The 25,376-nt window shown below is 45.5% G+C and carries 29 protein-coding genes; 16 read left to right on the forward strand and 13 right to left on the reverse strand.

All coding sequences use genetic code 11. The features are described 5' to 3' along the window. The first annotated feature begins 183 nt into the window (after nt 1-183). The 3 genes from G5B47_RS17190 to G5B47_RS17200 all read left to right on the forward strand — a co-directional run bounded on the left by G5B47_RS17190 (nt 184) and on the right by G5B47_RS17200 (nt 2,203). Nucleotides 184-1,329, forward strand: coding sequence for an MFS transporter (locus G5B47_RS17190; RefSeq protein WP_165100475.1), 1,146 nt, complete (start codon nt 184-186; stop codon nt 1,327-1,329). A 26-nt stretch (nt 1,330-1,355) separates the two neighbouring features. Beyond that, nucleotides 1,356-1,766 (forward strand): MerR family transcriptional regulator, encoded by a 411-nt coding sequence (locus tag G5B47_RS17195; RefSeq protein WP_235949717.1) that lies wholly within the window; start codon nt 1,356-1,358, stop codon nt 1,764-1,766. A 104-nt stretch (nt 1,767-1,870) separates the two neighbouring features. Continuing rightward, nucleotides 1,871-2,203 (forward strand): EthD domain-containing protein, encoded by a 333-nt coding sequence (locus G5B47_RS17200; RefSeq protein ID WP_025334931.1) that lies wholly within the window; start codon nt 1,871-1,873, stop codon nt 2,201-2,203. 190 nt (nt 2,204-2,393) lie between these two features. On the opposite strand, the gene G5B47_RS17205 is transcribed toward G5B47_RS17200, so the two are convergent. Continuing rightward, a complete protein-coding gene (locus G5B47_RS17205) occupies nt 2,394-3,389 on the reverse strand; it encodes a quinone oxidoreductase family protein (RefSeq protein ID WP_165100477.1) in 996 nt (331 codons plus the stop codon). Here G5B47_RS17205 and G5B47_RS17210 point away from each other — a divergent pair. The 4 genes from G5B47_RS17210 to G5B47_RS17225 all read left to right on the forward strand — a co-directional run bounded on the left by G5B47_RS17210 (nt 3,366) and on the right by G5B47_RS17225 (nt 5,759). Next, nucleotides 3,366-3,767 carry a nuclear transport factor 2 family protein gene (locus G5B47_RS17210; protein ID WP_165100479.1) on the forward strand — a complete coding sequence of 134 codons (402 nt, stop codon included), beginning with the start codon at nt 3,366-3,368 and terminating at the stop codon, nt 3,765-3,767. The two genes, G5B47_RS17205 and G5B47_RS17210, sit on opposite strands and share 24 nt — an antisense overlap. Before the next feature lie 83 nt (nt 3,768-3,850). Further along, the gene (locus tag G5B47_RS17215) at nt 3,851-4,105 is read left to right on the forward strand and encodes a nuclear transport factor 2 family protein (RefSeq protein ID WP_025334934.1); all 255 of its coding nucleotides are present in this window, start codon (nt 3,851-3,853) and stop codon (nt 4,103-4,105) included. A gap of 100 nt (nt 4,106-4,205) precedes the next feature. Beyond that, nucleotides 4,206-4,544, forward strand: a complete 339-nt coding sequence (locus tag G5B47_RS17220; protein ID WP_235949737.1) for a gamma carbonic anhydrase family protein — start codon at nt 4,206-4,208, stop codon at nt 4,542-4,544. 42 nt (nt 4,545-4,586) lie between these two features. Then, the gene (locus G5B47_RS17225; protein ID WP_165100481.1) at nt 4,587-5,759 is read left to right on the forward strand and encodes an MFS transporter; all 1,173 of its coding nucleotides are present in this window, start codon (nt 4,587-4,589) and stop codon (nt 5,757-5,759) included. A gap of 128 nt (nt 5,760-5,887) precedes the next feature. Here G5B47_RS17225 and G5B47_RS17230 read toward each other — a convergent pair whose 3' ends face one another. Next, entirely contained in the window at nt 5,888-6,901 is a 1,014-nt protein-coding gene (locus tag G5B47_RS17230) for an LLM class flavin-dependent oxidoreductase (RefSeq protein ID WP_025334937.1), read from the reverse strand. A 677-nt stretch (nt 6,902-7,578) separates the two neighbouring features. On the opposite strand from G5B47_RS17230, the gene G5B47_RS17235 reads away from it, so the two are divergent. The 5 genes from G5B47_RS17235 to G5B47_RS17255 all read left to right on the forward strand — a co-directional run bounded on the left by G5B47_RS17235 (nt 7,579) and on the right by G5B47_RS17255 (nt 11,405). Then, complete coding sequence (locus G5B47_RS17235) at nt 7,579-8,439, forward strand: NAD-dependent epimerase/dehydratase family protein (protein WP_165100484.1); 861 nt, start codon at nt 7,579-7,581, stop codon at nt 8,437-8,439. A 14-nt stretch (nt 8,440-8,453) separates the two neighbouring features. After that, nucleotides 8,454-9,224: an SDR family NAD(P)-dependent oxidoreductase gene (locus tag G5B47_RS17240; protein ID WP_025334939.1), complete on the forward strand. Its 771-nt coding sequence runs from the start codon at nt 8,454-8,456 to the stop codon at nt 9,222-9,224. Between the two features lie 33 nt (nt 9,225-9,257). After that, complete coding sequence (locus G5B47_RS17245; protein WP_165100487.1) at nt 9,258-10,517, forward strand: alpha/beta hydrolase; 1,260 nt, start codon at nt 9,258-9,260, stop codon at nt 10,515-10,517. Between the two features lie 56 nt (nt 10,518-10,573). After that, nucleotides 10,574-11,041, forward strand: coding sequence for a nuclear transport factor 2 family protein (locus G5B47_RS17250; protein ID WP_165100490.1), 468 nt, complete (start codon nt 10,574-10,576; stop codon nt 11,039-11,041). A 139-nt stretch (nt 11,042-11,180) separates the two neighbouring features. Next, nucleotides 11,181-11,405 carry a hypothetical protein gene (locus tag G5B47_RS17255; RefSeq protein ID WP_165100492.1) on the forward strand — a complete coding sequence of 75 codons (225 nt, stop codon included), beginning with the start codon at nt 11,181-11,183 and terminating at the stop codon, nt 11,403-11,405. Between the two features lie 346 nt (nt 11,406-11,751). Here the strand turns inward: G5B47_RS17255 and G5B47_RS17260 are convergent, their stop codons facing one another. The 3 genes from G5B47_RS17260 to G5B47_RS17270 form a co-directional block, all read right to left on the reverse strand. Beyond that, nucleotides 11,752-12,102, reverse strand: coding sequence for a tyrosine-type recombinase/integrase (locus G5B47_RS17260; RefSeq protein ID WP_206107413.1), 351 nt, complete (start codon nt 12,100-12,102; stop codon nt 11,752-11,754). A gap of 38 nt (nt 12,103-12,140) precedes the next feature. After that, nucleotides 12,141-12,335: a hypothetical protein gene (locus G5B47_RS17265; protein ID WP_165100494.1), complete on the reverse strand. Its 195-nt coding sequence runs from the start codon at nt 12,333-12,335 to the stop codon at nt 12,141-12,143. A gap of 618 nt (nt 12,336-12,953) precedes the next feature. Beyond that, nucleotides 12,954-14,075 (reverse strand): alpha/beta fold hydrolase, encoded by a 1,122-nt coding sequence (locus tag G5B47_RS17270; RefSeq protein WP_165100496.1) that lies wholly within the window; start codon nt 14,073-14,075, stop codon nt 12,954-12,956. Nucleotides 14,076-14,228: 153 nt separating this feature from the next. Between G5B47_RS17270 and G5B47_RS17275 the strand changes: the two genes are divergently transcribed. Beyond that, a complete protein-coding gene (locus tag G5B47_RS17275; RefSeq protein WP_165100499.1) occupies nt 14,229-15,107 on the forward strand; it encodes a LysR substrate-binding domain-containing protein in 879 nt (292 codons plus the stop codon). 294 nt (nt 15,108-15,401) lie between these two features. On the opposite strand, the gene G5B47_RS17280 is transcribed toward G5B47_RS17275, so the two are convergent. From G5B47_RS17280 to G5B47_RS17290, 4 genes are all read right to left on the reverse strand, one after another. After that, the gene (locus G5B47_RS17280; RefSeq protein WP_165100501.1) at nt 15,402-16,253 is read right to left on the reverse strand and encodes a nucleotidyltransferase family protein; all 852 of its coding nucleotides are present in this window, start codon (nt 16,251-16,253) and stop codon (nt 15,402-15,404) included. 233 nt (nt 16,254-16,486) lie between these two features. Further along, the gene (locus G5B47_RS25705; protein ID WP_328804565.1) at nt 16,487-16,771 is read right to left on the reverse strand and encodes a tyrosine-type recombinase/integrase; all 285 of its coding nucleotides are present in this window, start codon (nt 16,769-16,771) and stop codon (nt 16,487-16,489) included. A gap of 343 nt (nt 16,772-17,114) precedes the next feature. Further along, a complete protein-coding gene (locus G5B47_RS25710) occupies nt 17,115-17,300 on the reverse strand; it encodes a hypothetical protein (RefSeq protein WP_235949715.1) in 186 nt (61 codons plus the stop codon). Between the two features lie 550 nt (nt 17,301-17,850). Next, nucleotides 17,851-18,771, reverse strand: a complete 921-nt coding sequence (locus tag G5B47_RS17290; protein WP_165100503.1) for an AraC family transcriptional regulator — start codon at nt 18,769-18,771, stop codon at nt 17,851-17,853. Between the two features lie 173 nt (nt 18,772-18,944). On the opposite strand from G5B47_RS17290, the gene G5B47_RS17295 reads away from it, so the two are divergent. Next, nucleotides 18,945-19,706, forward strand: coding sequence for an SDR family oxidoreductase (locus tag G5B47_RS17295; protein ID WP_165100505.1), 762 nt, complete (start codon nt 18,945-18,947; stop codon nt 19,704-19,706). A gap of 470 nt (nt 19,707-20,176) precedes the next feature. Here the strand turns inward: G5B47_RS17295 and G5B47_RS17300 are convergent, their stop codons facing one another. The 4 genes from G5B47_RS17300 to G5B47_RS17315 all read right to left on the reverse strand — a co-directional run bounded on the left by G5B47_RS17300 (nt 20,177) and on the right by G5B47_RS17315 (nt 23,869). Beyond that, on the reverse strand, nt 20,177-20,629 hold the full coding sequence (locus tag G5B47_RS17300) for a VOC family protein (protein ID WP_165100507.1): 453 nt from the start codon (nt 20,627-20,629) through the stop codon (nt 20,177-20,179). Nucleotides 20,630-21,368: 739 nt separating this feature from the next. Next, a complete protein-coding gene (locus G5B47_RS17305) occupies nt 21,369-21,623 on the reverse strand; it encodes a hypothetical protein (RefSeq protein WP_165100508.1) in 255 nt (84 codons plus the stop codon). After that, a complete protein-coding gene (locus G5B47_RS17310; protein WP_165100510.1) occupies nt 21,589-21,834 on the reverse strand; it encodes a hypothetical protein in 246 nt (81 codons plus the stop codon). The genes G5B47_RS17305 and G5B47_RS17310 overlap by 35 nt, the downstream gene beginning before the upstream one ends. A 1,462-nt stretch (nt 21,835-23,296) precedes the next feature. After that, the gene (locus G5B47_RS17315; RefSeq protein WP_165100531.1) at nt 23,297-23,869 is read right to left on the reverse strand and encodes a TetR/AcrR family transcriptional regulator; all 573 of its coding nucleotides are present in this window, start codon (nt 23,867-23,869) and stop codon (nt 23,297-23,299) included. 129 nt (nt 23,870-23,998) lie between these two features. Between G5B47_RS17315 and G5B47_RS17320 the strand changes: the two genes are divergently transcribed. Next, nucleotides 23,999-24,943 (forward strand): alpha/beta hydrolase, encoded by a 945-nt coding sequence (locus G5B47_RS17320; RefSeq protein ID WP_165100534.1) that lies wholly within the window; start codon nt 23,999-24,001, stop codon nt 24,941-24,943. 26 nt (nt 24,944-24,969) lie between these two features. Beyond that, nucleotides 24,970-25,305 (forward strand): EthD domain-containing protein, encoded by a 336-nt coding sequence (locus tag G5B47_RS17325; protein WP_165100537.1) that lies wholly within the window; start codon nt 24,970-24,972, stop codon nt 25,303-25,305. Nucleotides 25,306-25,376: the final 71 nt, after the last annotated feature.

The raw sequence follows: 25,376 nt of genomic DNA on the forward strand, positions 1-25,376 counted from the left end.
CTATGGCATTCGCCCTTCATTATAAAGATTACGGTAAAGGGAAGCAAACCATTTTATAATAAAAATATTTTCCTGCACATCGTTTCAAGTTATATTTTGCGGCGATATCTCGGACGTGCTGGGGATGTCCCTGTGAGAGATTAATACGCAGTCATTTGAACGAAGAAAGGAGAGCAACCGGAAATGAAGAGCATCTTAAGCTTATATTTTCTGATTGCATTCGTAATAGGTACGGATACGTTTCTGGTCTCGCCGCTTCTGCCGACGCTTCGGCAGCAGTTTCATATCAGCGTCGAAGCATCGGGCTGGATGGTCGGGGCGTATGCGCTGGGCTACGCATTGTTTGCGCTTATTGCGGGGCCGGTGTCGGACGGTTTGAACAGGAAAAAGATCATGCTGTTTGGTATCCTCGGTTTTGCGGTTTCCACCTTCCTGTGCGGCCTGGCGTGGAACTTCTGGTCGATGTTTGCGTTTCGGGCGCTGGCCGGCATTTTTGCGGCGTTCACGTCTCCGCAGGTGTGGGCGACGATTCCGATTCTAGTTCCCGCCCCGAAGGTGACGAAATCGATGGGCATCGTATCGGCCGGTTTCGCCGTCTCGCAGACGGTCGGTGTGCCAATTGGCAGCTACTTGGCCGAGCATTCCTGGAAGATGCCGTTTTTTATTATCGGGGGAATCGCTTTTGCGCTGTTCGCGTTGATTTTATGGATCGTCCCCCAATTTAAGCCTGCGACTGCCGGCAAGCAGCCTTCCATATTGGATCGTTATGCCGAGCTGCTCGGCGCAAATGGGGCGAAAGGGTCCTATCTGGCCTATTTCGCGATTTTGACGGGCGCCTTAGCCGTATTCACGTTTATCGGTAACTGGCTCACGGACAAGTTCGGCATGAACGTGTCGGAGATCGGTCATGTGTTCATTTTCATGGGCCTTGGCAACTTGATCGGCAGTTTTGTCGGCGGCCATGCGGCGGCGAGACTCGGCGGACGAACCGTGCTGTTAGGCGGGATCGGCATCATGGCGGTGCTTTATTTGCTGCTCAACCTCGCAGCGTCGCCGTTGCTGGTGCATTTGTGCTTCTTCGTCTTGTATCTAGTCTTCGGGACAATATTCCCCCTCATGATGGCGCTGTTACAGACGCTGTCTACCACCGCCCGGGGGACGATCGCAGCTCTATCGAACGGGGTCCTCTACGCCGCAACGACCGCCGGGGCCTATATCGCCGGAATTTTGTACGCGCAGTTGAACGGATTTTTCGGCGTGACGGTCTTTGCGGCACTGTGCTGCGCGTTATCCATCGGGCTGTGGGCTAAAAGTCAGCCAAAAACCTAAAAAATCTGCTTGGAATGGAGGAAAAGATGATGTATTCCGTGAGTCAGACTTCACTAATGAGCGGTTTACCTGCGTCGACGATAAGATTTTACGAAAAGGAAGGAATTATCCCAAACGTAAATCGCAATACGAGCGGAAGAAGGCAATATTCAGATGAAGATTTATTATTACTGGAATTAGTGGTTTGCTTGAAAGACACGGGTATGATGATTGAAGAAATTAAAAAATACACCCATCTAATCGTGCAAGGAAATGAAACAATAGGGCAAAGAAGAGAGATTTTACTGGCACATAAAAAGAATGTTGAACAACAATTGATGCGGATGAGAGAGAATTTGAAACAACTGAATCAAAAAATTGCGGTTTATGATGGATTAGTTACAGCTGAAAAAAATCTCGACACACTCAGAAAATTAAGTTTTAATAGCTTGACTTAAACTTAACTTTAAGTTGTATCGTATAGGTAACAACTTAAGGGGTTACTTTCCTTGAGTTTTGACATACTCGCACAAACCTTTAGAAAATGGAAGGTGAAGAACTGATGTTCACGATGATGACTGTAATTCGGAAGAAACCTGAGATTTCAACCGAAGATTTTCGGCACTTCATGGAATTTGACTACGGACCGACCTATGTCGGGCTTCCCGAGACGAGGGAGTACATCCAGCACTACCTATCGGACGTTATGACCGATGGAGCAGAGCTTCCAATCGACGCGATCGTCCAGATCAGCTTCGATTCTAAGGAAGAGATGATGAAGGCTTTACAGGCCGACAGCTACAAGAAGGCTGCCAAGATGCGCGAAGAGTACATGAGAGAAACCTCGGTAGGTATTCACTCCGCGGTCGTCGAGAAGACGCTGAAGTTGGTCTAGCTGAAAACGATCTTTTACGAGGCCTGGACAAGCGATAGCACAGGCCACAAGGAAGCTGGGAACATATGTATTCTGACACCTGCGACCATGAATGCGGACATTTTACTCTTAGCGTTAGCCCGGGGAATTTCTTCCCCGGGTTTTTGATGTGGCTACATACCATGATTTCGAATGCAAAAGCGTTTAACCATTATAGATGAAGCAAAATTTTACCTTTGGCTTTTCCTTGATCCAGCGATCGATGAGCGGCAGGACTTTCAGACAAATGGAAGGTTTGATAGATCTGCGGTTTGATTAAGCCATCCGCTAAATAATGGAATAATTGCTTGAGTGCTTGATCGTACTGATCATAATTTTGGTCATATTGCGAATAAACGGAGTATACCCTTACCGCAATGCTTTTGGTAATGAATCGGGAATAGATTTCTTCCAATGCTCCTGCGGGCAATCCATTCAGTGTCCCAAAGACGATAATTTGTCCGAAAGTTGCGAGGATCTCGGCATCGCGCATAATCGTCTGACCGGATGTAGCATTGAAGGATACATGAACGCCCTCGCCGTTAGTGATCTCCATTATTCTCTCCACTACATTTTCTGTTTTGTAATTGATGCCGTAATTTGCCCCTTGCTGCTTAATGTATGCCTTCTTTTCGTCAGATCCGACGAGTCCGATAATCCTTACACCCGTAAGCTTTGCTAGTTGGATTAAAGCTGTGCCAACACCTCCAGCGGCGGGATGGACAAGAATGGTTTGTCCGCGTTTTACAGCTCCGATATGATGCAGCATATCGGAGGCCGTAAAATAATTAACCGGAAGGACCGCCGCTTCATCTAAAGGTACCTGGGATGGAACCGGGGTCACATGGGCCGCTTCGCCAACCACATATTCCGTATAACAGCCGACTCCTTGTTTACCGAAGAAAACGACAGGGTCGCCAGGTTTTACATGTTCTACATCGGATCCTGTCGCCTCAACGATCCCGGAACACTCCACGCCAGGGATCATAGGAAACTCCGGCATAACAATAGGAGGCAGGCTGCCGGAACGAATCAAGGAATCGACAAAGTTGACACCTATAAACTTAACGCGAATCAGCACTTCATTGCTTTTGGGCGACGGCAATGGAACGTCTTCGTATGTCAGAACCGAATATGATCCCGTTTGACGAATTTGAATAGCTTTCATGTATTGCTCTCCACTCCCAAGGCATGGGTTGAATTGTGGGATGAGAAAGGGGTGCTGGAGTTCCCTTACGGTCCTGCCGGTTTCCCGGAAATGATGGAAGGCAAGGCGGATCTCTACGATTACATGCAGAACTTTCCGAAGCACTTCCAAGTCCAGTTTACGGACCTTAAGTTCCACCTGACGGTTGATCCGGAGCTGGTAATCGCAGAATTCAAGTCGATGGGTAAGCATCGTGAAACTGGCAATCCGTACAATCAAACATATATCAGCGTCGTGGAAACGAAGGATGGTCTCAGACGTTATCGTGATTTCTGGAATCCGTTAGTTGCGATCGAGTCGGTCGGCAATGTGAATGATGCTGTGCGCTTCTCGGAGTAATGGATTTAAGTCGACATCTTTTTTTAATCAAATTAGACCAAATGATCTAATAAAAAATTACAAATTGTCTGGAGGAAAATACAATGGTAAATCAAACACTAACCCAAGAAGCAGTTCGCGAAAGAGCACAAGAAGCATTCCGCAATCATCTGAAACATCTGTCGGGCGGGGATATTAAGGCATGGGTTGAATTGTGGGATGAGAACGGGGTACTGGAGTTCCCTTACGGTCCTGCAGGTTTCCCGGAAATGAAGGAAGGCAAGGCAGATCTCTACGACTACATGCAGAATTTTCCGAAGCACTTCGAAGTCCAGTATTATTGGCGATGTTACCATTGAGGAAGGCAGCAATATCTGGTTCGGCGCAGTATTGCGGGGAGATGTGGGACCGATCCGAATCGGGAAAAATAACAGTATCCAGGATAACTGCGTCATTCACATGTCAGAATCCGGGACTTTTATCGGTAATAACAATACGATTGGACATGGCGCGATTCTGCATAATTGTATGATTGGAAATGATAATGTTATCGGTATGAACGCTGTAGTGCTCGACGGGACAACGATTGAGAATGAGAATGTCATTGCAGCAGGCAGTGTCATTACAGGTAATAGCAAAATTACAAACCGGCAGCTTGTTGCAGGTTCCCCGGGACAAGTCAAAAAAGAATTATCCGGCAATTCTCTTTGGTGGGTACAAGAAAGTTCAAAACAATATGTGAAACTGGTAGAACGCTACGATAATCAATATAAATATACAAGCGCCCTAAAATCGTAATGATGCTCAAGTCACCTTATGCCAAGATTTAGAGGTAAGCCGATGAAACGTATCCTATTCACAATCATAGCGTTGGCTATCAATACGAATCTGTCAGTGCCTTTTTTCCCGCTCTATGCAACTGCTTTTCATCTTAACAGCGTTATCGTTACAGGCTTGTTCGTTATTTATTCCATTTGCCTGCTGCCGGTATTGTTGATCGCAGGTCCTTTAGGGGATGTATGGGGCAATAAAAAAGTAGTGTACATCGGCTTAGGATTGGCAATTCTTTCGACGATATTTTTCGCTGAAGCCACAAATATCTCGTTACTGTACCTTGCACGGGCGTTGGCTGGGATGGCGTCAGGAGCTTTCATGGGAACAGGGACAGCTCTTTTGCTTCAACATTCCTCACAGAACCAAACGGCGCATGCATTGACGCTGTCAAGTATTGTTACCATGCTCGGGTTTGGGCTGGGACCGGCAATTAGCGGCATAATCATCCAGTACAGCCCGCTGTCACCTGTGAAAATTCCTTACCAAAGCATGTTTATCGCTCTGAGCATCAGCATGCTTCTCCTGGCCAGTATCCGTGAAAGGAGAGAATCGACCGGGAATCGGCGACTATTTCAGATCAGTATGGGCGTACCGTCCTCCCATCGAACCTTGTTCTGGGCATTTGCCGCTCCCTCCGTATTTACGGCGTTTGCGCTTAACGGGACTGTACTTGCCTTGATGCCAACCTTCGTTCGGTCTGTAATGCACTCAACCAATTTTGCTGTCCCGGGTATTCTCTTGTTCATTCTGCTTTCGGGAGGGGCGCTTGCCCAGCTAATTCCTTTGCCTGGCGATGCGATTCGCCGTATACAAGCGAGAGTATTATTGCTGCTTGCAGGGACATGGTGCATGTTAATGGCCGGAACATTGATAAATAGTGCGTTATTGTGGCTGGGGAAGGGGATACAGGCTGTCGGGTGCGGGTGGACGTTTCAAGGCAGCATGAAACTGACCGGGAGTATGGCACCCGTTTCCGAAAGAGCCCGCCTTCTGTCAATCTTTTATATTGCGGCGTATTCAGGCATGATTTTGCCTACATTAGGTGTCGGGATATTATCGTTTTATTGGGGGCTTATGCCGGCCTTGCTTACGTTCGGGGCGATTGTTACTTCAATCGGGATCGTTATTGTGCTGAATTCAATCCGTTTACGAATGGTTACTCAAGCGATGAAAAGATAGATATGGTAAAAATCAAGGATCATTAGGCGGTTTGACGCAGCCTGATGATCCTTGTTCTTTCATTGGAATGATAACAACATATGGATCTATGGATTGACCACTTCCTCTGGCGGTTCAATGAGCATCCATTACTGCCTTAACTCGTTGACAGCATTCGCTAAAATTTCGTAGGACCGCAAACGGGCTTGATGATCGTAAATATGGGATGTTACGATGAATTCGTCCGCCTTCGTTTCTTCAAACAGAACGGGCAGCTTCTTAAGAATCGTGGTACGATCTCCGATAATGCCGAAATCCATTTGTTTACGAATTCGCGTTTTTTCTTGCTCATTCCACAAGGCATCCATGTTTTCAACCGGAGGATTGTATTCGCTGGTACGGCCGCGAATCAGATTCAACACTTGCTGCTCATCTGTAGTAGCCAGCCAGCTTGCTTCTTCGGCCGAATCAGCCGCAATGACATTTAAGCCTATCATAACATAGGGCTTATCCAACATTCGCGAGGGAGTGAAGGCGCTGCGGTATAAATCCAAGGCCTGGAGCAAATAATCGGGTGCGAAATGGCTGGCGAATGAGAAAGGCAGTCCGAGACGACCCGCCAATTGTGCGCTGAACCCGCTGGAGCCCAGCAGCCAGATGGGAATATCCATTCCTTCTCCGGGAATAGCCCGTACTCCCGGTTCAATAGGTTCGTCTTCGGGATGGAAGTAAGAGCGCAGTTCGCGCAGAAGGTCCGGGAAATCATCCCCGTTGCTGCCCAGCGTCCTCCTGAGAGCGCGGGTGGTACGCATGTCGGAGCCTGAAGCTCTGCCTAATCCTAGATCTATCCGGCCCGGATACAGAGATTCCAGTGTTCCGAACTGTTCGGCGATGACGAGCGGGGCATGATTGGGCAGCATGATGCCGCCTGAGCCGACCCGGATTTTCTTAGTTCCAGACGCAATATGTCCGATCAAGATCGATGTTGCCGAGCTCCCGATTCCTGGCATATTATGGTGCTCAGCGAGCCAATATCGGTGATAACCGAGCTTTTCGGCGTGTTGCGCGAGCTCCAGCGTACGTCGGAAAGAATCTTTGGGTGTGCTGCCCGACAAGATCGGGGCGAGATCCAAAACAGAGATTTTTGAATTGAATTCGTACATAATAACATCTACCTCCACATTAATTTTGATAATTTCCTTCATTTTAGGCGGCTGCATTCACATTGGCAGATTTTCTTGTTTAAGCGGTGTTCAAATCATCAGCGGCCACCAACTTTCTGGATCGAATGGTCAAATATTTGGAAAAATATAATGAAGCATCTATGAAGCTTCATTATCCATCGAACCTTTCTTAATGTTATCTTAAACTTTAATAGACTGTTTAGTCAAGAAAAACTTTGTTGCTTTTTTACATGTGGTCCAACAGGTTTAAGGGAACCGCGCCTTCAGACAAGACTTGCAAGTCTTGCAAGTTTTGTGGGAATCCTCTATTGATTGTCCGACAGTGATATTAACATGAGCGCATTTACGACTGGAGGGATGGTTCAGCAGACGGGATGGATTTTCAATGATCTAATTTTTTTCTTGACTAAATAGTCTGGAATGGGTATGATAGGGATCAGAAAGGAGGTGTTCAATGCATGGGCAGAAGCAATCGCTAACCCAGGCTGTTAAATTAACCTCTGATCCGGGTTTTGGACGAATTATTAGATCGTTTGATCTAGAAATCAATCGTTCCAACTCCGGTTTCCAATTACAGAGTTACTATTTTGTTTTTTGATTGACTATTCATGAATATTTTGGACTTATTAGTCTAAAAAAGAAAGGGAGTAATGGATATGTTGAATAACGGTAAAATTTTAGTGACTGGCGGAAGAGGCAAAACGGGAAGCCGTATAGCTAAGCGGCTTACCGATCTGGGCTATGCTGTTCGTACGGCCGACCGCGGTACTTCCGCTTCAGAAAGCACTAATGAGCATGTGGCTTTTGATTGGTTTGATGAGACGACGTTTGAACTGGCTTTGAAAAACGTGGATAAGATCTACCTGGTGGGTCCCGTTGCAGTCATGGACCCGTCCAAGATGATGGTGCCTTTTTTGGAGAAGGCTTTAAAGGAAGGGGTACGCCGGGTCGTGTTACTTAGCAGCGCTTCCGTTCCTGAGAATGGACCTGTGTTCGGCAAGGTGCATCAGGTAATACGTCAGCTTGTGCCGGAATGGGCGGTACTACGGCCTTCTTATTTTATGCAAAATTTCACTGAGGGTCACCACGGAGCCCAAATCAACAGTGACGGGGTAATGATTACGGCTACAGGATCGGGCCGGGTCGGATTCGTTGATGCCGACGATATTGCCGAGGTGGGCGTAAGAGCGCTGATTGATGAGCAGCCTCACAATACAGATCATATCATCACAGGTCCTGATTCGTTTAGTTATGCGGAGGCTGGAGAAATCATCGGCGCTGCTGCAGGACGAACCATCCAACATGTAAATATTAGCACGGAAGAGCTGGCGGCCGGGATGATGAAGTTCGGGATGGCCGAAGACTATGCTCATTTTCTCGCAGGGCTGGATGAAGCGATCAGGCTTCACGGTACTGAAGACCAGGTTACGGATACAGTTCAGCGTGTGACCGGACGACCGCCTAAATCTCTAAAAGACTTTGCCATCGCGCACGCCTCACATTGGAAACAGAATTGAAAGCGGCTGAAGCTATGAACTCATTATTTAACTTGAGCGGAAAAACCGCTATTGTGACAGGCGCAGGCAGAGGTATCGGAAAAAGTATTGCTTTGGGATTAGCCGAATCGGGTGCAAATGTGGTTCTATCCAGTCGTACGCAGTCCGAATTAGAGGAGGTAGCGAATGAGATTCGCAAGATAGGAACGGAATCATTGGTGATCCCTTGCGATGTAACGAAGCCCGAGGATATCCAACAAGTAGTAGATGAGACGAAAAATCGTTTCGGATCTATTGATATTCTGATTAACAATGCGGGAATGACGATTAAAACGCCAGCGGAAGAATACGAATTGGACAACTGGAACCGAATTGTTGCTGTTAATCTCACCGGTGTTTTCTTATTCGCACAGTATGCGGGCAGGGAAATGATCAAGCAGAACCGTGGACGAATCATTAATATTTCATCAGTGGGGTCCACAACTGCGCTCACAGGCTCTGTCGCCTACTGCGCCAGCAAAGGGGGAGTTAATATGCTGACAAAGGTTCTGGCGGTAGAGTGGGCAAAGTATGGGGTCAATGTGAACGGGATTGCGCCTTCTTATATTGAAACCCCGCTTGTAAAAACCGTCTCGGATGCAAAAGAAGATTTTGCCGGAAAAGTGACGGAACGAACTCCCCTTGGCAGAATGGGCCATCCCAATGAGCTGGCGGGTGCCGCGGTATTTCTTGCATCCGATGCAGCTTCTTATATTACAGGCGAGACCATTTTTGTAGATGGAGGCTGGACGGCTCTCGGCTTGTAAGTACTTAAAAATAAAAATACGGAGGTTAAAAAAATGACACAACGAGCAGTTTCACAAGGATGGATTCTGGATATCGCACTTTCACAAGGGGGATTTGACGCCCTGCATCCCGAAGCGAAGGCAACGTTAGAAGAATGCGGCCACAATCACAGAGACTTTGACAGAGTATTTGAATTGGTTAAAAGCGGCGTCATGATCCCGAAAGCATGGTCGACCGTTGCGGCCCAGGCAGAAGAACGCGCAAAGCACTATGAAAGCGAGGGTTTCCCGGCAACCGCCAAAGATTTGTATCAGCGTGCTGCGGTGATGTGGGGCAGAGCGCAATATTCATTTTTTAACGATGATCCCAGAAAAGCCGTATTTCGCGAGCGCCGTAATGAGTCCGTCGCAGCGATTTCGCGCCTGAGCAATCAAACGATCCAGAGGGTTGAGCTGGATTTTGAAGGCAAAAAAATATTCGGTCTGCTGTTTCTCCCTGAAGGAAACGTATCGAACGCTCCTGCTGTCATTCTTGGTCCGGGCATGGACATGATCAAAGAGGATTATATCCAGATTGCCCAACGCTACTATACGTCCCGGGGCATGATTGCTCTGTCGATTGAAGGGCCTGGTCAGGGAGAATCCGGATCATCCGGACTCAAAGTCACCTTAACCAACTACCAGCGCGCCATCAGCCGGTATATTGACTTTCTTGAGGAGCTACCACAGGTTGACAAGAATCGGATAGGTCTGTTTGGAGTCAGTATGGGCGCGATCTGGGGATTACGGGGAGCTGCCCACGACAACCGTCTGAAATCATTAGCCACATTCATGGCAGGCCCCGGTGAACTGGAGAAGTCTTTCAGCAAAGCTCAACCGAGCTTCAAGGCCAATATGATGTATATGTCCGGATATACCGATGAAGAGAAGTTTGATAAGGAAATGGCGGCGAATTACAGCATTTGGCATCTGGTTCCGAACATCACTTGCCCGGTACTGATCGGCAACGGTGAATTTGATGAGCTTATCCCGGTTGAAGATGCGATTGCGCTATACGAGCTCATCAAGGCTCCCAAGGAGCTGCGGATCTATGAGAATGAATTCCATCCCCTTGGCGGTGTTGCAGCGGAGATCTTCCGTTACGGCTCGGAATGGACGCAGCGGGCGCTGAATGGCGATTTCGCTCAAAGACCCGATAAACGCTATTATGTGCATACGGATGGACGTGTCATCGAAGGATCGGCAAATCCGGCATGGTGGCTTGGCGCCCAACCTCCCGAGATCCTTGCGCGGAAACAATCGCCAGAGTCGTAAGCCGGGGCATTCCGGTTGCAGATTCAATATTTCAATTTTGATAAGGAGTGGTAAATATGACGTTCAATCCGGCAGATTATGAAAAGGTGCAGGAAGCTTCACGGGAGATCTTCCATAAGTTTTGCAAATCTTTTTTGGAAAAAGACATGAATCAATTTATTGAGCTGTTTGATGACAATGCGCTGTTCGAGTTTCCTTACGCTCCTAAAGGCTTTACTCAAAAACTTGAAGGCAAGGCTGCCATTTATGAGTATGTTAAAGACTTCCCTCAAAGGTTTGATATCACACGGTTCAGTGAACCAACCTTTCACTTCGCGATGAACCCCAATATCATGATAGTCGAATTCGAAATTGAGGAAGCGATAGTCCTGACCACCGGCAAGCCTTATCTTCAGAAATATATCTCGGTGATCGAAACGAGAGACAATAAAATCGTACACTACAAAGATTATTGGAATCCGGTAATAGCGCTCGTAGCGCTTTTGGATGCAGAAACATTGCAGAAAGTATTAAACGAGCAGTAAGAAGTTGAAATGGTGGAGGTGGGGATTAGAATCGATCATTTATTGATCCTATCCCCACTGTCCTTTACTCGGGATTGCATAAAATTGGTTTTATAGGGGATTTTAATTCAATCCGTATACAAAGGAGCTGAAGTAAAGAATGATCCATCCCAAAGACGACTACAGGGTATTGGGTAAAAAAATTGAAGTTGATTCGGATGTAAACGAGGATCGTAATCGAGAAGTGCAGCTGGATGACTCCTTTGAGGACTGGTATGGGAATATCAATTACCAGGTGAAGCAAAGGTTGGATTTGACGAAAGTTCCTCAGGACAGTGTATTTGACTCAGCCGTCGACATGGATGAGGATCCATCTGAGGATTAAGAGTTCAATCATAAACAAGAGGTTACAGCCGAATGATCGTTTTAAGTCTTAAGTCGCCAAAATGGCGGCTATTTTTTATGAAACAAGTTTATGTCCGGTGAGAATATTGGTTCCTAGTGGACTCTTTATTTAGGAACGTTGGTTCTTAGACTTCTTCACAAAACCCGTATTTTGTACATATGTCCTAAGATCAGCTTAATCCCTTATGTACCATGGTTTTCAAATCTCCCCTTATTAACTGCGAAACTAAAAATAATATGCTGAATTGATCGTTATTCTTTTAATATAATTAGAATTCCGATCAATTGCTATTTACTGGGTTTATTTTGTATCACCCCGCTGATTACTATTTTTCGCATTTTTCTATATTGACCTTTGTATAAATGGTAGCTGTCTTAGGATCAGCGTGCCCTAATAAATCCGCAATTGCTAATAAATCTGCTCCTTCGCCGTCATTATATAAGACTGTTGCGCAGGTATGTGTCAACTTATGAGGTGTAACTTTTTGGTTGTTTGCTTTTACTCCAGCTTCATTAGCAATTGTCTCAATGATTAGTTCCATGGCTCTTCTTGTTAATCGTTTTCCTTGTTTTTGAGATATAAATAACGCAGCTTCCTCTGTTCTGCTACGCTTTTCAAGAATCGATTGTCTAACAGGTTTATAAATTTCAAGCGCACGTAAGATCTTTGGCGTCAAAACGAGTTTTCTTTCCTTATTCCCTTTACCTATAATTGTTAGCGATCCATCATTGTTTTGGCGCTTGCTTTTGCAATCAATTGATTTTTTCGATGTTCATTTTGTTCCTGTTTAAGCAAGACCGTATTCTGCGCTTTAATATTTTTATTAGTGGCCCAAAGACCTCCAATAATACTTGCTAATCCACCTACTACTGCACCGATTAATCCACTTAAAAGGTTTGTCCAATTCAAAAGAAGTGCCACCTCCAATATCAAATTCGATGTTTAGGGGGTTTTTTCCTTCTGTCATTTTACTCTGCCACTAAACTGTGCATTTCCTTTCCAACGGCCCCAACGCGTGCATTTCGCCGGCTGCTTTCGAACGGATAAAGGAGGACGAATTTATTTTTCGTTCTTCGCATGGCTGACACCCGTTTTCTGACAATCTGGAACGACGCTTTGGCCTCTTCAGCGGTAGGGGATATTGATCTGAATGCCGAAGCGAACAATTGGCACCATTTAGCATCAAAGTCCTTTATTCTCATATGCTTCAGATCCTTTCGGGAAAATAAAAAAGCCGCCGAATAATCAGCGACTTCCCCATATCCCACTGTAATAGAATACTGTTCCAAGCAGAGTGAACACCAGTACGATTGGCGCTACTCTGGCAAGGAATCTACGCAAAGGACCTTCGTCCATTCGCTTCACTGTAATTGCGAGTACTAAACCTATTATAACTAAAACCACAGCTGCCATTATCATCGGGCCAGCAGCATCCCATATTTTCTTCGTCCGGGCATTTTTCTTTTATAAATATTGGCCATACCCTTCATGCAGCGTAGGCGGATATACCGGCGCCGCCAAAACGTTTTAACGCTGGCTGCTCCAATCGGGCTGCAGCGCCTGCACAACTTCCTCAATAAACCGGCCCCGGCCTTTATCCGGACGGTCCAAGTGTACGTAATGAGTGGCATCTTCTATCAGAACGTCCTTGACAAAAGGAGAGTGAATGAGTTGCTGCACAAGCCGATCCCGATCTTCGTTACGGGACCAGAAGTCATTTTCCGATTGAATAACCAGTGTCGGCACTTTGATGAGTGACGCATCCCACAATTGTCTGCCCGAAGCGAGGTAGTAGGTGTCTTCCATTGCTCCGCTAGGAGAGCGAAAGCTCGCAGGCACACGATCCTCGCTGGTTTCATCGCTCACCATGCTTTCTTTCACATATGCTTCCACTACAAGAGGATCGCGCCATTCGGACTTGTCTTCCGCCGGGATGCTGCTATCCCATGAGGGGAGCAGGGAAGCCGCCGTGTTCAAACGGTAGGCTCCAAATTCCGCTTCATTAAATCTTCCGGGACGTTCGGGATCTTCCAAATTTGTACCGTTGCCGAGCGTCGGGTGATTCGAACCGCCCCCGTATATCGTATTGTACAACATGAGGACACTCACTTTTTCAGGATTCATCGTTGTATAATGTCCCGCCCAGAGCCCGCCTGTGGCCCAGCCCAATAAAGCTGCTTTCATTCCTTTGTTCCGTTTTCGAATCCAGTCCACGACAGCGGAAATATCTTTGACGGCATCCGTCGATCTCACCAGCGGAGCATTCGCCGCACGCGGCTCCGACATTTCCGGTAGGCGGGTAGACTTTCCGTATCCCCGGATATCCATGATATAGACAGGAAAGCCCTTATGGGCCAAATCTTCAGCCAATGAACCGTTTGAAACCTGAAGATCAAATGAGGGGATACCCGGAACTCTTGCTCCATGAAGGAGGAGCAGAGGAGTTTTGTCCGATTTTTGGGAAGTACGAATTTCACGGATGAAAATATCAATCCCCGGCTCGCTCTCGATTTTAAAATCGTTTCTTTGAATTTTATCTCCACCGCTTTCATTTACCTTCTTCGCGCCTTCCCACTCTACCGCAAACACCGGGACAAAGACAGACGATACGAGGAAAAACACTAAAACAATAGAAGTCAACAATTTCATGACTGTTTTCTCCTTTCATTGGCTTTCCTTACGACTGTTGAATCATGGACGGCGTCTCCTTTTGGTTATTGTCTTTTCGTTTTTATCTTAAGTTGACCTCTTTGATATGTCCAATATATAATTCATAAAAAAATAATATGAAAGGAATATAATATGGACCTTCGGCTCATGAAGTATTTTGTTGCGGTAGCGGAAGAATTGAATTTTACCCGTGCAGCAAAACGGCTAAATATGGCACAGCCCCCGTTAAGTCAACAAATCAAAAGTTTGGAAATCGAGCTTGGCGTTCAACTGCTGAAACGAAACAACCGAAAGGTTGAATTAACGGAACCGGGCCAAGTGTTTTTGGAGGAAGCCAGGAACACGCTGTTACAGTCTGAAAAAGCCATTAAAGCCGCACAACTTGCACAGCAGGGGCAAATCGGCCGGCTGACCGTCGGCTTTGTTGGTTCGGCAACGGACGGGATTTTCATCAATAAGCTTAAAGAATTTCACGATAACTATCCTCTCGTTCAATTGACGTTGAAAGAAATGACCACCTCTCAACAATTGGACGCGCTCTACTCCCGCGAAATACATGTAGGAATGCTGCGCCCCTTTGTGCAAGAAACGGACATTCAATCGCAAGTGTTTACGGAAGAGTCTTTCGTATTCGCATTGCCCAAGTCGCACAGTTTGGCTTCACGTCCGAAAATATCCGTCCATGAGGTTGCAAACGATCCATTTATTATGCCGCCGCGCCATTACGGCCCCGATTTCTACGATATTATCAACGGGTATTTCCGCAGTTGCGGAATCAGTATCCGCATTATTCAGGAAGCCGTCCAAATGCACACGATCGTCAATCTTGTCGCATCGGGCTTGGGCATATCGGTAGTGCCCTCGTCGGTAAAAAATTTCAGAAGACCCGGAATTGTCTACAAAAATTTTATTGAAAAACCGCCCCAAATCAATTTATCTTTAGCTTGGCGAATGGATGACAAATCACCGGCCCTTCGTTTTTTCCTGAATCACTTCAAACTTGAAAAGTAGTAGCGAAAATATGTTGTTTATGTTTTATAACCAATAAAAGCTGCCTTCTCTTTTCAATTCGCTAGACCTGTCGGGATTGTGGTAATGTTCTTGTCACCCGACATGATCGTCGACAAAAATCCCTTCCTGATTTACATTCAACCGGAAGCCAGCGAACATCGAGGTATAAAAAACAGCGATACGCCTTTCCAGGCGGTCGCTGTTTTTTTATTGCAAGTTAGGATTTATCCCATATATATGCTTCGTCAGCTAACGTCTCCTTTAGCTCAACAGCCTAGTTCAGCGATTGCCCGTTTAATTCCACAAACCTTTATTTTTTACGAGATTATCTGTTTCATGAATCAGATCACTTAACATGGTTAGAGCCTTCTCCAAACCGGCACGATCTTCTGTGACTAATGTCAATATGTTATTTATTCTATTGGAGTATTTGCTTGGGACCATGCTAAATGAATCAGCGATGGCAGCAGCTCCTTTCTCGTTCATCCAATAAGTTTCGTTAAGTGCAAATAAAACCTGATTCATGCAAGAGACTGACCTAAAACAACATCCAGCAATGTAAGATAAATCTTTTTTATAGATACCTTTTTTCCCAATCTCAAGAGAGAAATTTGCTTCCCATAGAAATTTTTGAATAACCGATTTTTGCAAAACATGCGAGTAGGGATTTGTTCGGGACTTCATTTCTCCAACAAGACCTGACGGATCCCATAACACCTTACACAACGCTATTTCAGCTAAATACATTGAATTGATAAATCCATGAGGATGCCCCGGTTGATAGTCGATTGTGATATCCCCCATGAGGCATTGGTCAATTACTTTTGACACTTTATTAAGATCACGGTATAGAAAATCGACCGGTTTTTGATACACTTTTAGCCAGCCACCACCATTAATCCATGGTCCCCAGCCACCGATTTCTGTTATTAAGTTGTCTCTATTATCGTCATCCAAGATGGAGGCTACCCGACGAAGCTGGGCAATGTCTAACCCACTTTTGGCGTTATAATAAATTCCAATATCAATATCGGAGTTGGGATTTTCAGTCCCCCTTGCCCTTGAACCGCCTAGAACCAGAGCCTGCACACCGTTGACTTCCTTAAGACTATCAATAATTATTGAAATAATATTTTGCACATCCATACCTTTTACTCCGTTTCGAATATGACTAAACTTAATAATCATCAACTAAGACTCAATCAAGCGGTTGAAGAGATTGTAAGAGAACAACATTCCCGACGAGATCCATGCCGCCGCCATGGGGGGGCAGGAACCTCCGCGAGCCACGGCGGGAGGTCAGCATAAGCAGACCCCATGCCCCTGCGAAGGCCCATACGCCTGAAACGATATGTATCAATACCAGTCAATAAACCTATTTATCGCCATTTGGTAAAACTGACCATAAAATAGATCGAAAATACCATTGTTAAATTAACCCCTTGTATGAACTCTAGGGGTGCTCCATTGTCTAATAGATGACATGCGTATGTGTGTCGGAACCGATGCGGATACACATTATCGGTAACATACCCTCGAGTCGCTAACTGCTTGAGGGAATAACGAATCGTCGGAATGGCCATTCGACGCATTGGATGGCTCTCCGTGACGAAGAGTGCTCTACAGCTATCCTGTCGGCTTTCGATGTAACGAGAGAACCACACCGTACACTCCGTTGTAAAATAAACTTCTCTTTGCTTTGCCCCCTTTCCGTTAAGGATGGCTGAACAGTTCTCTCAGTTGATATCATCTAGATTAAGCTGATGAACTTCACCAACACGGCAGCCGGTACAATACAGAAACTCCAATAGTGCATGCTCTCGATGGGACATACAAGAGATCTTTAGATGAATGACATCCTCTTCAATTAGGAATTTAGGAATCCTTTTATCCATCTTTTCGGTTCTCTGAGCTTTAATGCTGGATTCTTCGTAACGTAACCCTCTTCAAACGCGTAACGGAACAGTGAACGTACAAAACGGATTCTATGACCTAGACTGCTTGGTTTCAAACGATTCGATTGCTTGCAAGATATTCCTTTAGCAGATTCATGGACACATCTTCAAGATCCAGATCACTTATTTCTCGAACAAGTACTTTCATTTGTAGAGCATAAGCCCTTAGTGTGTGAGGACTAAATCCCAGAATCCGCTTATCTGCTTCATACAACGACCATAATTCCATTATTGTCATAAATAAACCCTCCCATGATTTTGATCCTATTACTAACATCACATAAAATGGGAGGATCTAACCTGACTCTTTGAAATAATAAGCGTTTCCCGTTAGAGAGCCAACAAAAATACGGCTGCACTGACAACCTCAATTCTCCTAGCATGTTTAGTCAACTCAGGGAGCAACTGCCGTAGCAAGCTGCTTCCCTTGATAATTTCACAAACGTTTTACGTTTAGCTTAGTCGCTAAAATTTTCAAATAGTGAGTTTATCTCATGATTATCATACATCTCCCCATCACTGATAAATTTCTCAATCTCTACATACCATCATCCATAAACTCTACCTCCCACCGCTGACCAGGCACAGCCACTTCCACCATAATGCTTTCAGTTCTTATTTTGTTAAGTCTATAGTATATTTTCCGATCCTCAAGTTGGTTTAAGAAATCGATAAGTTCTTTTAACCCGACCACTAATCATACACCTTCTTTTTTAGTTCTCGTTCTTCGTTAGTCTAACACATTCTCGATCTAATAAATGAAATAGGCTATCCATGAGATTATGAGATTATTGATGACCATATAAAGAATCACGGAGATGCTTGACATCGCTTATCGGTGGACGTCCGAATAAGCGCGCGTATTCCCGATTGAACTGAGAAGGGCTTTCGTAACCAACGCGAAAACCTGCCGTGGCAGCATCCAAGTTTTCCGTGAGCAGCAATCGGCGTGCCGTTTGCAACCGAATTATCTTTTGATACTGCAACGGACTCATTGCCGTTACTCTTTTGAAATGCTTGTGCAAAGATGTGGTGCTCATGCTAACCTTTTTTGCTAACTCACTAATGATAAGAGGCTCGGAATAATTTCGGTTAATGAGATGGATCGCTTGGGATATACCATGTGCATAGCTGCCAAGCAGTGCGAACTGCCGGAGCAACGTCCCCTGCTCGCCCTGTAGCACCCGATAAAATATTTCGCGGACGATAAGCGGAGCAAGCATTGGGATATCCATCGGTGTATCTAAAAGTTGGACAAGGCGAAGAATTGCATCTAGCAAGGGAGGCGTAGTCGTATTCACCAAAATCCCTCGTCCAGTTTCCCTGCTTCTCTGCGGGCTGGTCTTATTGACGATATCCAGAAGAACATCCGGATTGAGCGTTAATTGCAGACTTAAATATGGTATCTGCGGTGATGCATGAGTAATTTTACCGATAACGGGCAAATGAACGGAGGTGACCATATAGGTAGCCGAATCGTATCGGATATTTTCCCCGGCCAAAGTGGCAATTTTAGAGCCTTGGGCGATCACGTAAAGAGAGGGCAAGTTGACAGTATGCGTCGGTTCCGTTTCTCTCGATGCCCGCCTGAAACAAAGCTCAGTAATGGCTGTAGTGTGTGTACCGTCTATCGGTGCATGAAGTTGAATCAGCCGAGCCAACTCTTGCTGATAGGTCGAAATGGTAAGCCTGGGAAAGAGTTGGTTCATAATCACCAATCCTTTTTTCTACTAGATCTTAAGTTTATTGTAGCCAGACAGACAGGATTAGGCAAAGAACGCGCAGGAATCGCCTACCGTATATTAATCGCCCTTTTATATACTTCTAATAGTAAGGTCAACAACACTTGCGACTACTATTAGAATGAAAGAAGGATCTGGCGATGAGCGTAGAAGAGAACATAACCATGTCAGGAATCAAAGACAAAGTCGTCGTTATTACGGGCGCAAGCAGCGGAATTGGCGAAGCAGCCGCACTCCTGCTTGCCGAGCGTGGCGCGAAGATTGTGCTTGGAGCGAGAGGTACGGAACGACTTGAAGCACTTGCGGAGCGCATTATGGAACGGGGTGGTGAGGCCGTTTATATGAGCACAGACGTGAAACGGCGAGAAGACATGTCCAATCTTGTCGCGTTGGCATGCGAACAGTACGGCAAGCTTGATGTATTCATCAACAATGCCGGCGTAATGCCGATTTCACCCCTTGATGAATTGCGTGTTGAAGATTGGGAGTCAATGATTGATATCAACATGAAGGGCGTACTATACGGTATAGCCGCCGCATTGCCTGTCTTTCGCAAGCAGGGTTTTGGTCATTTTGTCAACACCGCTTCTACCGCTGGGCATAAAACAGTACCGAATCAATCTGTCTATTCAGGCACGAAGTTCGCTGTTCGTGCGATCTCAGAGGGGCTGCGCCAAGAGGCTGGCAAACAACTACGCGTAACAATTATATCGCCAGGTATCGTACAAACAAATTTCACGGAGGGCGTGACAAATAAGGAGGTTAGAGACCGTCTCACCGCTATTCGGGATGAGTTAGCGATGCCGCCAGATGCAGTTGCTCGTGCTATAGCATTCGCAATCGAGCAGCCAGACGATATTGATGTGAATGAGATTGTAATCCGTCCGACTGCACAGGTCTAAGATATAGAGTACGGGGTGGGATAATAAAATGAACTGCAAATAGTACTGATTTAGCGAGCATATATTGCGACTATTCATACTTAAGTCATCTGCCCTTTAACGTAATGAAGCTGCCGATCGTGTACCGGCAGCTTCGACCTGGTTGTTATTAAGCTCCCGTTTCCCGTTAGTTGAGTCCCTTTAATTTGGTTTTGCATTGATTTCCTTTAAAGTTCATGCATCTCGATGTCCCACCGAGTTAAGGCAGCTTGCTGCCGGCCGCGATGCGGTTAGTCGGTGCGGATGTGTCCCGGCAATTACTTCCTCGTTCCTTGTTCCCGGGACCGGGGGTCGCCCAGACCCTGAGCGTGAATGCGGTGTTTATATGATTGATGCACCCGACTTCTTCGAGATACTTTCACACTGCTTTTCTGTTTCTATTTTTTACTCTAGTAATGTATATTTCAGTTAAGTCTTCTTTTAAACGTCACTTATTTATTACCGAGTTGTTCCGCCAAACCGATTAGAAGTCCTTCAATTCCACGAATGTAGCAGAGCCGATACGAGTCCTCGTACTGAACCACTTCGCCAACGAGTTGAGCACCATACTTAGTGAGTCTGGATACCATTTCGTCAATATCTTCAACTGTGAACATGACGCGTAGATAACCGAGGGCATTTACAGGAGCAGTTCGGTGATCTGATATAGTAGGTGGGGTGAGAAATCGCGAAAGTTCAAGTCGGCTGTGGCCATCTGGGGTAACCATCATAGCAATCTCTACACACTGTGAACCCAGCCCGGTTACGCGACCAGCCCATTCACCTTCGACAGTAGCTCGCCCTTCGAGCTTCAAACCAATCTCCTCGAAGAAAGAGATTGCATCATCAAGGGATTCTACAACGATGCCAACATTGTCCATTCTTAGTAATTTGTTTTTTGCCATAATTTTTATCTCCTTATGTGTACAAATTTATTATCTGATCATCTTTATAAATTTACGTAAATACCCCTTTTCTAAATTCCTAATATTTTTATACTTTAACAATTCGGAGTTACGATATTATCTCCTGCTTATTATTTTTGATCATTAAACTAAACTGTCCATTAGCATAATGCGGCTGCCGATACATGCTGGCAGCCAGTCTTAGTTGTTTATTACGCTATAGTCCCAGTTAATCATCAATGGGCGAATAAAGAGTATTGTTAACAATAACATCATTGGGCTCGGAAGTTACAATGGTGTCACGTAAAATAATATTTGGATAGACATCATCAGTTGCTAATTAAAATTTTCCTTTTATGCACTTCACAGGACTTTCCTAACCATTCGAACGAATCGTAGCAACTGGCATCATTTATGGAAGTTGTTGCTTCAGTTTCATTTTTTAATACAAAGGCAAATAATACGTAGGAAATTATGCAAAGGACGGCAACGATTATAGTACTCAGTCGTTTCAGAATATCACACCCAGATTTGTTTTTATTAAGAATCCTCTCCTTTTAATATGGGATATTCAAAGACTAATTTTTTATCGCACAATCCTGCCCGTTAGCCATCCATGCATCCCTTGCTCTGCACCACAGAGCATGAAAGGTTAGACCGTTCTTTCATGGTAGCGTAACAATCGCTCCAAAGGGGTAACAATCGCTCCAAAGGGATCTGCAAAATAGTTATGAGTTTTTCATTTTTTGGTAAACTTCTCGAATTCGTATTTTAACCAAATTTGATTCTGATGTGCAATGTATTGCTCCATTCGAATCAGCAAATCAACCAACTCTGGCTTGGTTAACTGCATATAACGCTTAAGCTTCCCTTCTTTAACAAGTACATCTATCGCTTTTATTCCAAGTTCGAGGAAACGGTTTTTCCTCTTCTCGTACGATTCTTGAAGCCATTCCAATTCATTTGTTGGAGGAGATACGAATTTCCGGCGCATATGACTCATCCTTTTGTGATTTTTCGATCAACTGGATTTCCTTGAGCTCGTTCTTGGCTCTATTTTTTGCGATTTTCATCTTCTTTGCTTCCAGGAAAAATCCCAATTGCTCAAATCGTTTTTCACTTTCATCTGCCCAGTTATAAAAGGCTTCAATCTCCTCCCTAAATTCCGGCCGAGGTACCTTTGCTCCACATCCAACACAAGCCATTTAAGTCGGACATACCGAGTCAATGGTACATATCCCTCCCACAACCTTTGACATTGTACCGATCTTTTCTCGATAATCATCATAAAGCTCTTTAAGCTCTTCAGGCCCCCTAAGAATGCCCTTCTGAATATCGATATATGAGACCCAGTTTTCATGAAGTGAGTTTATAGATTCCGAAACTTGTTGGGTTGTAGGAGCAGAATAGTAAGAAGTTACCTCAATGTCCTTTTGATGGAGCAGTGACTTCACAATATCGACCGGAATTTTCTCGGTTTGAACCGCATGTGTAGCAAACGCATGCCTCAACAAATGCGCCTTAAGGACAACTTGGCTTCCTTCCGAAGACTGAATCACCATTCCATGTAACAGAAAGCGAAGGATAGCATTAATTGAAAAAACGTTGATGTGCCTAGACTGATACTAAAAGATGTACCTCTTTTTCGGCACAAATGTTTTCTGCTTTCCACATCATACTGCACTTCTGGGATCGCATCGGACTTATAAGACTCCTTAAGCATCTTCAGTAGTTCAGTCATAAACCTGAAGACTTCTTCCGGCATATAATAGTTCTCTGGTTCTTCCCTGCCTTTAGGGATCAAACGGAATATAAAATTTTTTCTCGGAGGGCTAACGCTTTTATCAACCGTAACCACACAGCAGTCCTTATCATAACTAATCTGTAGCAGTTCATTCATTATGGCACCAGAGGATGTGATAATGTCTAGTGCGAATCTGGCGAACATACATGTCACGTAAATTGGCTCGATGTTAACCAGTAGTTTGTTCGTTAACCTAGCGGTTCGTGTAGTTTTAAATCCCTGTATTAATAAGCCAGGATTGCGAGGCAAGAAAGGCGCATTCTTTCCTCCATCTTCTATCTCATAACCCCAATGATTGAGATAATTCATTTCTTTTTCTCGATGCTCGTCTGAGATATAGTCAGTTGCCCAATGACCCAGCAATCTCAGCTTTGAAGATCTAAGAAACACGGTCCGTCGCCTTCCGATCCTTCCTCCAACTTATCTGCTTTGACGAACTCGAGGACACAGTCCACATCTTTGAACTCTCTGTAGCTCTTTTTCTCTCCTTGGAACTGCCCAAAACCTTTCAGGTCTCTAAGGATGAAATGCCAGCCTTCTCCTGAAAATTAATGTAGGAACATTTGTGTCGTTGGATAAGCTCGCTGAACGTTCGTCACACGGTACCTGCTAAAACTCAATCTCAATCTGATCTCCCCCGTACAAAATCCGTTTTTCCAAATCATTCTCCACTTTAGCATACAAAAAAGCACCTCGAAGAAAGCGGCGGTTACCACGTTTCTCCCGGTGCTTCCGGTGCGAAATGATTAACTGTCGTTATTTTTATTAATCTAACGTTCTTCGTTAGAGTAACTGTTGGATTTTCTGGGACGTATCACTCCTCCGCCTTGCCCCGCGTATGATCATCGAGTCAGCTTTACTAACTAGTCTCGAAGATCTTGACAACACAAGTGAATGGCGTCACACAACTTCTCTTGGAATTCTTGCCGCGATGATAAACGATGCTTCCAAGTCAATGCACATGTACATAGCATGTCGGCAATGGTCACAGCGCGCGTCTTAACGTCTTTTGTATTTTTCCCAGATGACGCTAGAATGACTTGTTCGAGTTTCTTTTGAAATGATGAAATGCTGTTTTCAACAGCGTCGCCGAGAACGCGCTCACATTGGGCCACAAGATCAGACGCTTCAGGATGAAGGAATCCTACGTGACGGCCATACCACTCGTCTAAAGCGTGAAACAGTTTTTCTTCCAGCGTTAAGCGGTCATCCTCAAGTATCTGATCGGCGGATTGCAAACCGTCGTCCAACGCTTTTTGAATGGAAGCGCTAAAGATCTCATCTTTATTTTTAAAATGAAGATAAATCCCCTGACGTGTGATCCCCGCGGCTTTCGAGATATCCTCAATGGATGTTTTTTTATAGCCGTACCGAACAAAAATATTCAGAGCTGTCTCAAGAACGTACGCTAGTCTTGCCGATTCTTTTTTATCCATATATTCAGGTTAACGAACAGATCAACAAATGTCAAGTTTGTATAATTTCTTACTTGACATATCGTACTCAATATGTAAACATCGTAAATGTAAGTTCGAAATCAAAATTAAATTTTGGAGGGATAATGCATGAATTACTATACTAAGAAGGACGTCACCTTCGACAGTGCCGGCGTGAAGATCGCCGGCCACCTCTATACACCTGACGGAGTGGTCAGCGGGCCGCGCCCTGCGATCGTCGTCGGCCATCCCGGCACCGGCGTCAAAGAACAGACTGCAGGCCTCTACGCAAAGCGCCTGGCCGAGCGGGGTTTCGTCACTCTTACCTTCGACGCCGCTTTTCAGGGCGAAAGCGGAGGCAAGCCGCGCGGATTGGAGGACCCAGCCCACCGCGTCGAGGACTTCAAGGCTGCCGTTTCGTTCCTCAGTGTGCAGGGCGAGGTCGACCCGGACCGCATCGGCGCACTCGGCATCTGTGCCTCTGGCGGCTATGTAATCCCCGCCACTGTGACAGACCACCGCATCAAGGCCGTCGCTACCGTCAGCGCTGCCGACATCAGCCGTCAATTCCGTAACGGCAGCGATGGCAAGCAGGACCCCGCCATCTTCCAGGGCATGCTCGACGCTGCAGCGGCGGCCCGCACCTCGGAAGCCCGCGGCGAAGGCGTCGGCACATTCCCGATTTTCCCGGAGACCGAGGACCAGGCCCGCGTCTTCGGCCAGCACGCCTTCGAGGGTTGGGAATATTACTGCACCGACCGCGCGCAGCACCCGTGCTCGGCTAAGGTCTTTACCTGGAACAGTATAGACCGCATCGCATATTTCGACGCGTTCCGGTTCATTGACCTGATCGCGCCTCGCCCGCTGCTCATGATCGTTGGAACTCAAGCCGTCACGTCATGGATGACGACCGAAGCGTTTGCGAACGCGCAAGAGCCCAAGGAACTGTTTTGGATTGACGGTGCAACCCACGTCGACCTTTACGACAAGGACGAGTACGTGGCGCCTGCGGTTTCGAAGCTCGCAGAGTTCTTCCTTACGAATCTGACCGCTCCTGGCTCTCCTTTAGAATAATTTAAAAACTAGCGAGGTGGATCAACATGATTAAAGTGATGGCCTTTCTTACCAAAAAGGATGGAATGAATACACGAGATCTTATCGAATACTATGAGAATCAACATGTACCACTGATTACTAGATTGGCACCAATCCCTAACGTTTACAAACGCAACTACATTCTAGGAAAGGACGACTCTAGTACAAAAGATGACTTCGATATCGTGACAGAACTCGTATTTCCTGACCGTGGTGCTTATGAAGCTTGGGTAGCTAAGATGTATGCTCCACACTCTGGAGTTGCAGAGGACGAGCTCAATTTTCTTGATCGTTCGCGAACTAGATCTTATGTGGTCGAAGAACACGTGACTTCCGAGTAAGGGTCAAATTATAATGTATTAATAGAAGAAACATTTACAGTTAGATATCAAGTAAGAAGACCGTATCGCAT

Origin of the sequence: Paenibacillus apii (assembly GCF_011043685.1) — a bacterium.
In the GTDB taxonomy this organism is placed as follows: domain Bacteria; phylum Bacillota; class Bacilli; order Paenibacillales; family Paenibacillaceae; genus Paenibacillus_AQ; species Paenibacillus_AQ sabinae.